The 12,427-nt window shown below is 72.0% G+C and carries 10 protein-coding genes and 2 tRNA genes; 5 read left to right on the top strand and 7 right to left on the bottom strand.

Going from position 1 to position 12,427, the window contains the following annotated elements:
• The first annotated feature begins 253 nt into the window (after nucleotides 1-253).
• Entirely contained in the window at nucleotides 254-970 is a 717-nt protein-coding gene (locus tag ACFWIA_RS29395; RefSeq protein ID WP_387010322.1) for a DUF5324 family protein, read from the top strand.
• Nucleotides 971-1,152: 182 nt separating this feature from the next.
• Here ACFWIA_RS29395 and ACFWIA_RS29400 read toward each other — a convergent pair whose 3' ends face one another.
• On the bottom strand, nucleotides 1,153-1,488 hold the full coding sequence (locus ACFWIA_RS29400; RefSeq protein ID WP_387010271.1) for a DNA-binding protein: 336 nt from the start codon (nucleotides 1,486-1,488) through the stop codon (nucleotides 1,153-1,155).
• On the opposite strand from ACFWIA_RS29400, the gene ACFWIA_RS29405 reads away from it, so the two are divergent.
• Nucleotides 1,421-2,830 (top strand): PLP-dependent aminotransferase family protein, encoded by a 1,410-nt coding sequence (locus ACFWIA_RS29405; RefSeq protein WP_387010273.1) that lies wholly within the window; start codon nucleotides 1,421-1,423, stop codon nucleotides 2,828-2,830. The genes ACFWIA_RS29400 and ACFWIA_RS29405 overlap by 68 nt on opposite strands.
• 60 nt (nucleotides 2,831-2,890) lie before the next feature.
• Here ACFWIA_RS29405 and ACFWIA_RS29410 read toward each other — a convergent pair.
• Nucleotides 2,891-2,963 (bottom strand) — tRNA-Ala (locus ACFWIA_RS29410).
• 176 nt (nucleotides 2,964-3,139) lie between these two features.
• On the opposite strand from ACFWIA_RS29410, the gene ACFWIA_RS29415 reads away from it, so the two are divergent.
• Nucleotides 3,140-3,688, top strand: a complete 549-nt coding sequence (locus ACFWIA_RS29415) for a helix-turn-helix domain-containing protein (RefSeq protein ID WP_385489296.1) — start codon at nucleotides 3,140-3,142, stop codon at nucleotides 3,686-3,688.
• Nucleotides 3,689-3,733: 45 nt separating this feature from the next.
• Nucleotides 3,734-5,431, top strand: coding sequence for a protein kinase (locus tag ACFWIA_RS29420; protein WP_387010275.1), 1,698 nt, complete (start codon nucleotides 3,734-3,736; stop codon nucleotides 5,429-5,431).
• A 64-nt stretch (nucleotides 5,432-5,495) separates the two neighbouring features.
• Here the strand turns inward: ACFWIA_RS29420 and ACFWIA_RS29425 are convergent, their stop codons facing one another.
• On the bottom strand, nucleotides 5,496-6,932 hold the full coding sequence (locus ACFWIA_RS29425; protein WP_387010277.1) for a hypothetical protein: 1,437 nt from the start codon (nucleotides 6,930-6,932) through the stop codon (nucleotides 5,496-5,498).
• A gap of 141 nt (nucleotides 6,933-7,073) precedes the next feature.
• Nucleotides 7,074-7,202 carry a DLW-39 family protein gene (locus tag ACFWIA_RS29430; RefSeq protein WP_003999697.1) on the bottom strand — a complete coding sequence of 43 codons (129 nt, stop codon included), beginning with the start codon at nucleotides 7,200-7,202 and terminating at the stop codon, nucleotides 7,074-7,076.
• Between the two features lie 329 nt (nucleotides 7,203-7,531).
• Between ACFWIA_RS29430 and ACFWIA_RS29435 the strand changes: the two genes are divergently transcribed.
• A complete protein-coding gene (locus tag ACFWIA_RS29435; RefSeq protein WP_387010279.1) occupies nucleotides 7,532-8,110 on the top strand; it encodes a DUF6344 domain-containing protein in 579 nt (192 codons plus the stop codon).
• Between the two features lie 741 nt (nucleotides 8,111-8,851).
• Here the strand turns inward: ACFWIA_RS29435 and ACFWIA_RS29440 are convergent.
• The 3 genes from ACFWIA_RS29440 to gyrA form a co-directional block, all read right to left on the bottom strand.
• Nucleotides 8,852-8,925 (bottom strand) — tRNA-Ile (locus ACFWIA_RS29440).
• A 116-nt stretch (nucleotides 8,926-9,041) separates the two neighbouring features.
• Nucleotides 9,042-9,767, bottom strand: a complete 726-nt coding sequence (locus ACFWIA_RS29445; RefSeq protein WP_387010280.1) for a DUF3566 domain-containing protein — start codon at nucleotides 9,765-9,767, stop codon at nucleotides 9,042-9,044.
• A 17-nt stretch (nucleotides 9,768-9,784) separates the two neighbouring features.
• A complete protein-coding gene (gyrA, locus tag ACFWIA_RS29450) occupies nucleotides 9,785-12,403 on the bottom strand; it encodes a DNA gyrase subunit A (protein ID WP_387010282.1) in 2,619 nt (872 codons plus the stop codon).
• Between the last annotated feature and the right edge of the window lie 24 nt (nucleotides 12,404-12,427).

The raw sequence follows: 12,427 nt of genomic DNA on the forward strand, positions 1-12,427 counted from the left end.
AACTGGTCGGCAGCGTCATTTGTGTATACGCTCCTGTGCGGCGCCCCACCGCGGGCGACGCAGGCTCCGGCTCGTGCTCCCTCCCTACCCCTCCTCCGCTCGGGATGCACGGCCACCGGTGTGACCCGGATGCGCTTCCTCACATGCCGTGGCGTGGGACGGCAGGCATGATCCTCAAAAGGGTGGAAAGGTGAACGATGACTTGCCGGGGACACCCCCGGTACTGACGTACGCCACCGAGGAGGAGGTTCCCGTGACCCGCATCGAGAGCGTGCGCGCCGCGACCGGTTCGGCGAAGGACAGCGTGCTGCACGCCGCGGAAGTGGTGGCGCCCTACGCCGACACAGCCAAGGACCGGGCTGTGCACTACGCCCAGGAGGCTCGGGTTCGACTGGCACCCAAGGTGTCCCACGCTGCGCAGCAGGCCACCGAACAGGCTCGTGTCCAGTACGAAGCGCATGTGGCGCCCCGGATCGAGCAGGCCCGCACCCATGTACCGCCGAAGGTCGACCACGCCGCCCACGAGGCGGCCGTCCGCACCCGCCTCGCCGCCCGCCAGGCGGCCGACTACTCCCGGCCCCGCATCGAACAGGCCGTGGCAGCCGCAGGTCCGGTACGGGACGAGGCCGCTTCCCGGGGGCTGGCCGCCCTCGCAGCCCTGCGGGGACAGGTGTCGGCGGAAGAAGTACGGGCGCTGCTGCGCAAGCAGGAACGCCGCGCCCGCGCGGGACGCGTCGGCAAGGGTCTCCTCGTCCTGGGAGTGACCGCCGGTGCCGCGTTCGCCCTCTGGCGCTGGTGGGACAAGCAGGCCAACCCGGACTGGCTGGTGGAGCCGCCCGCGGCCACGGAGGTGGCCGAGTCGGTCGGCTCCCTGAACGCGGTGGACGGTTCCCCGTCCGCGCTCGATCCGGAGGTGGAGGCCAAGCAGGCCCAGGCGGACGCCTCGTCCGACGCCCCGGAACGCGATTGACCGGTCCGTGCGAGGGCGCCAGGCCCGCACAGCACGCGGCACGCCTCCGCAGAACGTCCAGCGAAACGCCCCACGGGTGCCCGGCTCCTCTCGACCCGGGCCGCCCGTGGGGCGTTTCACGTGAAACAGCGCGCGGCCCCGCGAAACGTCACCGGACGGGTGTTTCACGCAACGAAAGCGGATCACACCGCAACGAGCCGCACCTGATCGCCACACAGCTTGACCATGGCGTCGATGTCAGACGTCAGCATGACCACTGGGCGTTGCTGCCGCAGGGCAGCCTCGGCCACGGCTGCGTCGATGGCGTACTGGTGACCATGCAGACCAGCACCCATCAACAAGGCCGAGGCCGCCTTCGCCTCCTCATCCCTCACCGCGATCACCCGAAGACCGACCCGCAGGCACCCGCAGCGCGCCGGCCACACACCCGTAGCACTACCATGCTTCACCATGTCCAGCGGTAGCACTTCACATGGGTTGGCGGCCGAGCTCCGCGAGCTGGTCACCGGGCTGTCCACCGGCGACCGGCTGCCCAGCAGCCGCCAGTTGATCGAGCGGTACCACGTGGGACCCGCCACCGTCGCCCGCGCCATCGCCCTGCTCGCCGCGGAGGGCGCCGTGGTCACGCGGCCGGGCAGCGGCACCTACGTCGCACCGCGGACCCCGGCCCGCGCGGAAGCCGCCGACACCGGGTGGCAGACGGTCGCGCTCACCGACCGCACCGTCGACACCCGCACGATCCACGACTCCCCGCCCCCGCCGGCGGGCAGCATCACGATGGACGGCGGCTACATCCACCGTTCCCTCCAGCCGACCCGCACCCTGAGCGCCGCGCTGGCGCGGGCCGCCCGCCGGCCGGACGCCTGGGACCGTGCTCCGGCCACCGGCCTGCCCGCACTGCGCGCCGCGTTCGCCGACCTGACCGGAGCGGGAGTGCGGCCGGACGACGTCCTGATCACCGCGGGCGGCCAGAGCGCCCTGTCGGTCGTGTTCCGGGCCGTCGCCGGACCGGGCAGCCCCGTGCTCGTGGAGTCGCCCACCTATCCGGGCGCGCTCGCCGCGGCGAGCGCGGCGGGGCTGCGGCCCGTGCCCGTACCCGTCGACCAGGACGGCATCCGCCCCGATCTGCTGGCCGACGCCTTCGCGATGACCGGCGCCCGCCTGCTGTACTGCCAGCCCACCTTCCACAATCCGACCGGCAGCGTCCTGCCGCCCGAGCGGCGCCGGCAGGTGCTGGACGTGGCACGGGCGGCGGGCGCCTTCGTCGTGGAGGACGATTTCGCGCGGCACCTGGGACACGGCGGCCGGCCGCCCGCCCCGCTGATCAGTGAGGACCGCGACGGCACCGTCATCCAGGTCACCTCACTGACCAAACCGGTGGCTCCGAGCCTGCGGATCGGTGCGTTGATCGCACGGGGTCCGGTGAGGGAGCGGCTGCGGGCCGTCCGGCTCGTCGACGACTTCTTCGTGACGAGGCCCCTTCAGGAGGCCGCGCTGGAACTGGTCAGTTCGCCGTCCTGGGACCGGCATCTGCGCAGCCTGTCGGAAGAGCTGCGCGAGCGCTGCGCCCTGCTGGCCGCGGCGGTCGCCCGTGAAGCGCCGGACTGCGTGCTGACCGGCGTGCCCGCGGGCGGCCTGCACCTGTGGATCAGGCTGCCCGACCACACGGACGACACCGCGGTCGCCGCCGCAGCCCGCCGGCACCGGGTCACCGTGAGCGCGGGCGGGCGCTACTTCGCCGCCGAGCCACCCGCGCCCCACCTGCGGGTCGGTTTCGCCGCCACCGCCGACCACGCAGAACTCAAGGAGGGCGCGAAGCGGCTGGGCGAGGCCCTGCGCGACGGCCTGCCCACTCGTTGAGCCCGCATGGAAAAACCCCCTCCCCCTGCGTTTCCGCAGGTGGAGGGGGTTTCTCAGCTGTGGAGCCTAGGGGAGTCGAACCCCTGACATCTGCCATGCAAAGACAGCGCTCTACCAACTGAGCTAAGGCCCCGAAAGGGATGCGGATCGCCTGGTGGGGCGAGTCCGCGTCGTTGAACAGGGTACCGGGTTACCCCCCGGATCCCGCAAAAGGATTGGGGTCCCCGTGTACGACCACTCTCCGTAGGATGCTCGCACGCGCTTCGCGACAGCGAACCGCGGTTCTTGGGGAAGCGATGGGGAGACGCAATGGACGCCGCACAGCAGGAAGCCACTGCCAGAGCGAGGGAGCTTCAGCGGAACTGGTACGGGGAGCCGTTGGGGGCGCTCTTCCGTAGGCTCATCGAGGATCTCGGGCTCAACCAGGCCCGGCTGGCCGGGGTCCTCGGACTCTCGGCGCCGATGCTGTCCCAGCTGATGAGCGGGCAGCGCGCCAAGATCGGCAACCCCGCGGTCGTCCAGCGCGTGCAACTGCTCCAGGACCTCGCCGCCCAGGTGGCCGACGGCAGCGTCAGCGCCGCCGAAGCCACCGAGCGGATGGACGAGATCAAGAAGTCCCAGGGCGGTTCCGTACTGAGCAACACCTCCCAGACGACCAGCAGTTCGGGAGCGCCCACCGTCAAGCGGGTCGTCCGCGAGATCCAGTCCCTGCTGCGTTCGGTGGCGGCGGCGGGCGACATCATCAACGCGGCGGACTCCCTCGCCTCCACCCACCCCGAACTGGCGGAGTTCCTGCGCGTGTACGGAGCCGGACGCACCGCGGACGCGGTCGCCCACTATCAGGCACACCAGAGCTGAGCCGAGGCTCAGCCGGAGGCACATCACGGGGAGCGGCACACGACGATGGGCGAGGTCTTCGCCGGCCGGTACGAACTGGTCGATCCGATCGGACGCGGGGGAGTGGGCGCGGTCTGGCGCGCCTGGGACCACCGGCGGCGCCGGTACGTCGCCGCCAAGGTCCTGCAACAGAGCGATGCGCACACGTTGTTGCGCTTCGTGCGTGAGCAGGCGCTCCGCATCGACCATCCGCATGTGCTCGCTCCCGCCAGTTGGGCCGCCGACGACGACAAGGTCCTGTTCACCATGGACCTCGTCGCCGGCGGCTCGCTGGCCCATCTGATCGGGGACTACGGCCCGTTGCCGCCCCGTTTCGTGTGCACCCTCCTCGACCAGCTGCTCTCCGGGCTCGCCGCCGTCCACGCCGAGGGCGTCGTGCACCGGGACATCAAGCCGGCCAACGTGCTGCTGGAGGCGACCGGGTCCGGACGGCCGCACCTGCGGCTGTCCGACTTCGGCATCTCCATGCGCAAGGGAGAGCCCCGGCTCACCGAGACCGACTACGTGGTGGGCACCCCAGGCTACTTCGCACCCGAGCAAATGCTGGGTGCCGAGCCGGACTTCCCCGCGGACCTCTTCGCCGTGGGGCTGGTCGCCCTCTACCTGCTCCAAGGGGCCAAGCCCGACGCCAAGGCACTGATCGAACACTTCGCCGCGCACGGCACCCCCACCGCGCCGCGCGACGTCGACGAACCCCTGTGGCAGGTGGTCGCCGGGCTCCTCCAGCCCGATCCGCAGGCCCGGTTCCGTACGGCGACCGGCGCCCGCAAGGCCCTGGTGTCGGCCGCCGAGATGCTGCCGGAGCCCGGCCCCGACGACGAACTGGTGGAGGTGTTCGACCAGATCGGGCCGTTGCCGACCGGTTTCGGCCCCGAGGGTCCCGAGGTCCGTGCGAAGGGCGCCCCCCACGCCCTGCACCAGCCCGGTGACCTGCACACCGCCAGCCGTTCGCACACCGGCCACACCCCCGACCCCCGTCCGACCCCCGCTTCCCCTCCCCCCACCGACTCGGCAGCGGTACCGGGCGCCGGCCCCACCCCCACCGGCCCCGGAACACCGCCGCCCGCTCCTCCGGCGTCCGCCCCCTACCCACCCCCACCGGCCCCGGCGCCCGCTCCCCCGACACCCCCCGCGGTACCGGGGGCGCGGCCCGCCGGGTCCGCAACGGGCAGCTTCCACCTCCCGCCCCCGCCTCCCACCGCACCGCCCCCGTCGGAACCGTCCACCGGACAGCCGTCCACGGGATCGGCGTCCGCCCCGCCCGTACCGGCCCACACGCCCTACTACCCGCAGCTCCCGTCCACCCAGGACCCCCCTCCGCCGCGCCCGCAGGAACCCCCGCAGTCCGCGCCCCACCACGAGTTCCCGGCCGCGCCCGGTCCCGACACCCCGTACCGGACGACCCCCGCCGGCTACCCCCCTTACTCCCCGCTCGCCGCGTACCCCGTACCCCCCGGGTACGCCACGCACCTCACCGATCCGGTCGCGTTCGCCGGAGCGGACACCGCGCGGGGGCACGGGGAGCCGGCGGCCACCGCCCCGTACACCGCCGGCGCCGTCCGGGCCGCGCGCCCGGTGACCGCTCCGCCCCCGGGACACCGCCGTCGTCGTCGACCGGGGCCGCCCCCGAAGGTGACGTTCCCGGTGCTCGCCCTGGCCCTGCTCTGTTTCGCGGTCGGCATCTGGGCCCTGGGCCGCATCTGACGCCCCACCGGGTCGCCGGCCCACGACCCGGCGACCCGGCCGACCCACCCGAGCGGCCCGGCGGTCAGCGGCCCGAACCGACCCGGGACCCCGTACCGGCTTCCGCCCCGGCCTCCGGGTCACCGTCGGTGCCGGCGCGGCCGGGGCCCTTGCCGCCGGCGGCCCGGCGCCGCGCCACCACCGTCCACACCACGAGCAGCAGCACCAGTGCCGTTCCCGCGGTGAAGGCCCCGGCGGCCACCGTCTTCATCACCGGTCCCCGGGCGAACCCGGTCCCGGTGCCCCCGTCGCCCTCCCGACGGACCGGCTCCGCCGCGGCGACGACCCCGAACTCGTCGGCGGGCAGCGGCTGCCCGTCGTACGTGGACTCCGAGCCGCCCGCGCCGGGGTTGCCCCGGACGCCCACCCGGAGCGTCAGCCCGAGCGGGCCGTCCCCGAAGCGCTCGGCGACGGCCCGGCTCAGATGCACCGCCAGGTAGTACCGCCCGCTGAACCGCATCCCGCTGACCTCGTCGGACACCGCGTACCGGTTCTCGTACCGCACCGGTGGGAGCGGCCCGATGACCACCTCCTTCTGTCGGCCGTCGTAGGTGCTCTGGGCCTGGTCGACGGGGCCGCGGGCCGGATTGAAGAGGGAGACGCCCAGCGCGGAGGGCACGTACCTGCCCAGTCCGCGACCGCCGCCGCCCCCGGAGCCGCTGTCGGTGGCCGAGCCCAGTTCGACCTCCGCGGTCAGTTGCTGTCCCCAGTCGACGGGCACCCAGTAGTAGAGCGTCTGTCCGGGCCGGATGCGGTCGCGCCAGACCCCCTGGTCGAGGCGCGGCGCGGCGCTGAACCCGGTGCCGCCCTCGCGTTCCTCCGGGGTTCCGGTCAGGGGCGCGGGCGGGTCGGACGGCCAGGCCGTCGGGGTGGCGCTGGGGGCGGGGCCGCGCAGCGCGGGTTCCATGGAGAAGCGGAGTTCGAGGTCCCACGGGTCCCGGGGCGACGCCTCCTCGCTCTGCCGTTCGACCACCACGTAGTACGTGCCCGCCCGCTTGCAGCTGAGGGTGCTCGCCCCGGCCCGCCGGGCCGCCCAGGCGGTCAGCGGACGGGGACTCGTCGAGGAGCCGAAACGCGCCCGGTCGGCGGAGCAGTTGATGCCGTTGTCGTCCTGCACGGCGATGGAGTAGCCGTCCTTGAAGGAGACCTTCGCCCCGGTGGTGGGCACGACCGTCGCCGACACGTACGCGCTCTCCCGCGCCCCCAGCTCCAACCGGTAGTACAGCTTGCCCGCCCGTGGCACCGTGCTCCGGTACGTCTTCCCGGGGGTCAGGCGCAGGGCCCTGGTGGTGTCAAGCGCTCCCTCGACCCGCTGGGCGTCCTCGTCGAAGGCGTACGAGGGTGGTCGCCCGTCCGCCGCGGCGGTGCCGGGCGTCGAGACCGCCGCCACCGCGCACAGCGCCGCCCCCGCGGCCAGCGCCCCCCGGACCCCTCGACCTAGCTGACCCACCGGCCGCGCCATCACGCGCCCACCCCTCGTCCGTCCTGGTCGTCCCGACTGCCGTGCCGTCCCGTACGCGCACCGGGGGGCTGACCCGCCGGAACGCACGAAGGCCCCGGCCGCTCGGGCGGCCGGGGCCTTCGGAGTGAAGGGTGTTGTTGATCACGAACCCGTGGGCACGGAGTCGGTCGCCTCCGTCCACAGATCCTGCTCGGCGCGATCCGCCTGGATCTGGCGGTACACGAGGAGCCCGCCGATAGCGGCCAGTGCGACCAGGAGAAGCTTCTTCACCGCGCGACCTCGTCTTTCCTTGACGTAAGGGGACCTCTGGCGCCCGACTATACACACCGGCCGATATCGATCAGTGACCTGCCGGGAGGGGGCCAACTCCCGCCCCGGACACCGTTCGAGCAACGACGGCGAGTGGACGGAGGCACTCCGGCCGGTCGGAGCACATGGTGACTTTCGCCTCCTCGGTCCACTTTTCCGGACGAATACCCCCATCCGTGTGGTGTTCATCTGAAGATCAACGCGCCACCCCCGTCGGTCCTTCACTCCCGGACCCACATACACATGATGAGGAAAGTACGCAAATCGCCCAACCCGAAAGTGAGGGAATCATGGCCAAGAACAAGGTCATGGCGCTGTGGACGGCACTCATCACCGCCGTCGTCGCCGTGCTCGCCGCCCTGGGGTTCGCATCCCCCGCCGCTGCCGCCCCGGTACACCAGACCAGCGGGTCCAGCAACAGCACCCCGGCCGTCCGGGAAGCCCGGGTCCCCGTCGCCGCGCCCCCGCGGTACGCGAGGTCCCTCCCACCGACGATGAAGCAGCGCATCCGCGCCGAGGCACACGGGTCCTCGCCCAGTTGCCGGCACTGCGCACCGTCGCCGGACTCCGACGCGGCACTGACGGAGATGGTGAACGCCACTCTGGAGTCGCACGGCGGCCATGCGTCCCCGCCGGTACCGGCCGGCGCACCCACCACGGCGCAGGAACACGCCCACGGCGCAGCCGGACCCACCACGCACACCGGCCCCCACACCCGCCCGCACGGCCACGCCGCCGGCCACACCTCGGGCCACACCTCCGGCCACGCCGCCAGCAGCCACCACGGCCGCCCGGACACCGGCCCCGCCTCGTTCACCCCGGGCAGCGCACCCGTCGCCCCGGCACCGAGCCTGCCGTCCCTCCGCTGAACGGCACCCGCGCGCTCGTCCGCACCCGGCGTCCCGTCCGACGATGGACCCGACCGCCCGCGACGAGGAACGGAACCGACCGCGACGGTACGAGGACCCCACCGGGTCCCGTGAACGCGTTGCACCGCGCCCGGTCCCCCGGCGTACGGAGACCACGGCCCCGCCCCGCGGAGCCGCAGACCGTCGCCACGACCGCGCTGACCGAACCGCACCACCCGTCCGAACCGCACCACCCGGGCGTGCGTCCTGAGGCCGCGTCACCTCCGATACGGGAGAGCACCGACCAGCCCGTACGGTCACGACGCCCGGCCCCCGTACCCGCACCCACCCGTACGGCACGCGCTGCACACCCACGGCCGGACGGTTCCCCCACCGCACCACCCGATCCACCCGGTCCGTCCAGAGCAACCAGAGCAACCGGTACGCCCCCAAGCGCACCCGCCCCCGTAGACGATTCCACGGGGTCACCCACCGACCCGCCGAAGCACCGAACACGAACACGGCCCCCGCGGCAGCGCCCTCGCCGATCCGGCGACGAGCCACCGCACCCCGCCGTGCGCCTCCGGGCCCCCGCCACGCGTCCTTGACCGGGACGCGCTTTCCGCATGTCCGCGGACACCCGCCACCGGCCGGAACGCCCCGGTGCACGGAACACCTCGACGCACGGGACACCCGGGCAAGCAGAAACGCCCGGCGGATCTTCACGATCCACCAGGCGTTCGGTCGGCCTTCCGGCCACTGTGGGGCTAACAGGATTTGAACCTGTGGCCTCATCCTTATCAGGGATGCGCTCTAACCAACTGAGCTATAGCCCCTCCGCGCTGCGCGCTGACCTCTGAAGATTAGCGCACGTCGCGCCCAGTCCCAAAATCGATGGTCGGGCCCCCTGCGGGGCCCGTGCACACCGGCTCGCGGGACCGTACGGTCCGACCTACTCGTCCTCGGCGAGCGTCAGCTCGATACCGCCGACGAAGCCCGCGGACAGGTTGTAGATGAACGCCCCGAGCGTGGCCAACGCGGTCGCGAGGACCACGTCGATGATGGCGATGATGCTGGTGAACATCAGGACGCGCGGCAGCGACAGGAACGACTGGAGGTCGAAGCCGTTCGACTCGTTGGAGCCCGTGGCCTCCGAGATCGTCCCGCCGACGGTCGAGAAGACGCCCATCGCGTCCATGACCATCCACAGCACCGCCGCGGCGATGATCGTGCAGATGCCGAGGGCGATGGACAGCAGGAAGCTGACCTTCATCACCGACCACGGGTCGGCCTTGGAGACCCGCAGCCGCGCCTTGCGCGTACGGGGTTCCGTACGCGCCCCCGTGCGCGGCTTGCGCACGCCGCCCGCAGGGGGCGTCTGGTACGCCTGGGGCGGGTGGTAGGGCTGGCCGGCGGGCTGCTGGAGCCGTTCGCCCGGGAGGGCGCCCTCAGCGCCCTCCTGGGCCCCGCCGGGCCCGTCGTACGACTGGGTCCGCGGACCTCGGGTGTCCGTCACTGTTCCCCCCTGGGAGACATGGGATTCGTCAGAGGCGGGAGAACCCGCGGCGGAGCCCCGGGCGCCGCCCTTCGAGGCGGCGCGTGCGCCGGTGGATCCGGCGCCCGCGGCCCCGGTCGGTCCCACCTGGCCCGCGGCCCCGGCGCCCGTGGCTCCGCTCACGTGTCACACTCCTCGCGCTACTCGGCCGCGGGCACCGTGCCCTCGTCCGTGCCCTGGTCCGCGCCGGTGGTCCCCGGAGCCTCGGCGGTCGTCTCGACGCCCACGCCGTCCTCGGCGTCCGCGCCGTCGACCTCCTCGGCCTCACGACCGGCCTCGGCGTTGCGCGCGATGCCCACGACGGCGTCGCGCTTGCCCAGGTTGATCAGTTGAACGCCCATGGTGTCACGGCCCGTCTCCCTGACCTCGTTGACTCGCGTGCGAATCACACCGCCGCCGAGCGTGATGGCGAGGATCTCGTCCGTCTCCTCGACCACCAGCGCACCGACCAGCGAACCGCGGTCCTCCACGATCTTGGCGGCCTTGATGCCCAGGCCGCCGCGGCCCTGGACGCGGTACTCGTCGACGGGGGTGCGCTTCGCGTACCCGCCGTCGGTTGCGGTGAAGACGAACGTACCGGGCCGGACGACATTCATCGAGAGCAGCTGGTCGCCTTCGCGGAAACTCATGCCCTTCACACCCGAGGTGGCACGGCCCATCGGGCGCAGCGCCTCGTCCGTCGCGGTGAACCTGATCGACTGCGCCTTCCGGCTGATGAGCAGCAGGTCGTCCTCGGCCGAGACCAGTTCGGCGCCGATCAGCTCGTCGTCGCCGCTGCCCTCCGTCTCGCGCAGGTTGATCGCGATCACACCGCCGGAGCGGGGCGAGTCGTAGTCCTTGAGCGGCGTCTTCTTGACCAGGCCGGCCTTGGTCGCGAGGACCAGGTAGGGCGCGGCCTCGTAGTCGCGGATCGCGAGGATCTCCGCGATCGCCTCGTCCGGCTGGAAGGCCAGCAGGTTGGCCACGTGCTGACCGCGCGCGTCCCGGCCCACGTCGGGCAGCTCGTACGCCTTGGCGCGGTAGACGCGGCCCTTGTTGGTGAAGAACAGCAGCCAGTGGTGGGTGGTCGACACGAAGAAGTGGTCGACGATGTCGTCTTCCTTGAGCTTCGTGCCGCGCACGCCCTTGCCGCCGCGCTTCTGGGAGCGGTAGTCGTCGGTCTTGGTGCGCTTGACGTAACCGCCGCGCGTGATGGTGACGACGATGTCCTCTTCGGCGATCAGGTCCTCGATGGACATGTCACCGTCGAAGGGCACCAGCTGGGTGCGGCGGTCGTCGCCGAACTTCTCGACGATCGCGGCCAGTTCCTCGCTGATGATGCCGCGCTGACGAACCGGCGAGGCGAGGATCGCGTTGTACTCGGCGATCTTCGCCTGGAGCTCGTCGTGCTCCTGGACGATCTTCTGGCGCTCCAGGGCGGCGAGGCGCCGCAGCTGCATCTCCAGGATGGCGTTCGCCTGGATCTCGTCGATCTCCAGGAGGCCCATCAGGCCCGAACGCGCCACGTCGACGGTGTCGCTGCGCCGGATGAGGGCGATGACCTCGTCGATGGCGTCCAGGGCCTTCAGCAGACCGCGCAGGATGTGCGCGCGCTCCTCGGCCTTGCGCAGCCGGAACTTGGTCCGGCGGACGATGACCTCGATCTGGTGGTTCACCCAGTGGCGGATGAACGCGTCCAGCGAGAGCGTGCGCGGCACCCCGTCGACCAGGGCCAGCATGTTGGCGCCGAAGTTGGTCTGGAGGTCGGTGTGCTTGTAGAGGTTGTTGAGGACGACCTTGGCGACGGCGTCCCGCTTGAGCACGATCACCAGGCGCTGCCCGGTGCGGGAGCTGGTCTCGTCGCGGACGTCCGCGATGCCGCCGATCTTGCCGTCCTTCACCAGGTCGGCGATCTTCTGGGCGAGGTTGTCCGGGTTGACCTGGTAGGGCAGCTCGGTGACCACCAGGCACTGGCGGTTCTGGATCTCCTCGACCTCGACCACGGCGCGCATCGTGATGGAGCCGCGACCGGTGCGGTACGCCTCCTCGATGCCCTTGCGGCCGACCACCAGGGCGCCGGTCGGGAAGTCGGGGCCCTTGATGCGCTCGATCAGCGCGTCCAGCAGCTCCTCGTGGCTGGCCTCGGGGTGCTCCAGGTACCACTGGGCGCCCGACGCGACCTCGCGCAGGTTGTGCGGCGGGATGTTGGTGGCCATGCCGACCGCGATGCCCGCGGAGCCGTTGATCAGCAGGTTGGGGAACCGGGCCGGCAGGACGGTCGGTTCCTGGGAGCGGCCGTCGTAGTTGTCCGTGAAGTCGACGGTGTCCTCGTCGATGTCCCGGACCATCTCCATGGACAGCGGCGCCATCTTGCACTCGGTGTAGCGCATGGCGGCGGCCGGGTCGTTGCCCGGGGAGCCGAAGTTCCCGTTGGAGTCCACCAGCGGCATCCGCATCGACCACGTCTGCGCGAGGCGGACCAGCGCGTCGTAGATCGAGGAGTCGCCGTGCGGGTGGTAGTTGCCCATGACGTCGCCGACGACGCGGGCGCACTTGTAGAAGCCCTTCTCGGGGCGGTACCCGCCGTCGTACATCGCGTACAGCACCCGGCGGTGCACGGGCTTGAGGCCGTCGCGGACGTCGGGCAGCGCACGCGACACGATGACGGACATCGCGTAGTCGAGGTACGAGCGCTGCATCTCCGTTTCGAGCCCGACGGGCTCGATGCGCATGACGATGCCCTCGGCTTCGGGCGTGCCTTCGGGGTTCTGGTCGGTCATTGCTGGTGCGGGTCCTTTCTGTGC

The organism is Streptomyces sp. NPDC127068 (genome assembly GCF_042724695.1).
Lineage (GTDB): Bacteria > Actinomycetota > Actinomycetes > Streptomycetales > Streptomycetaceae > Streptomyces.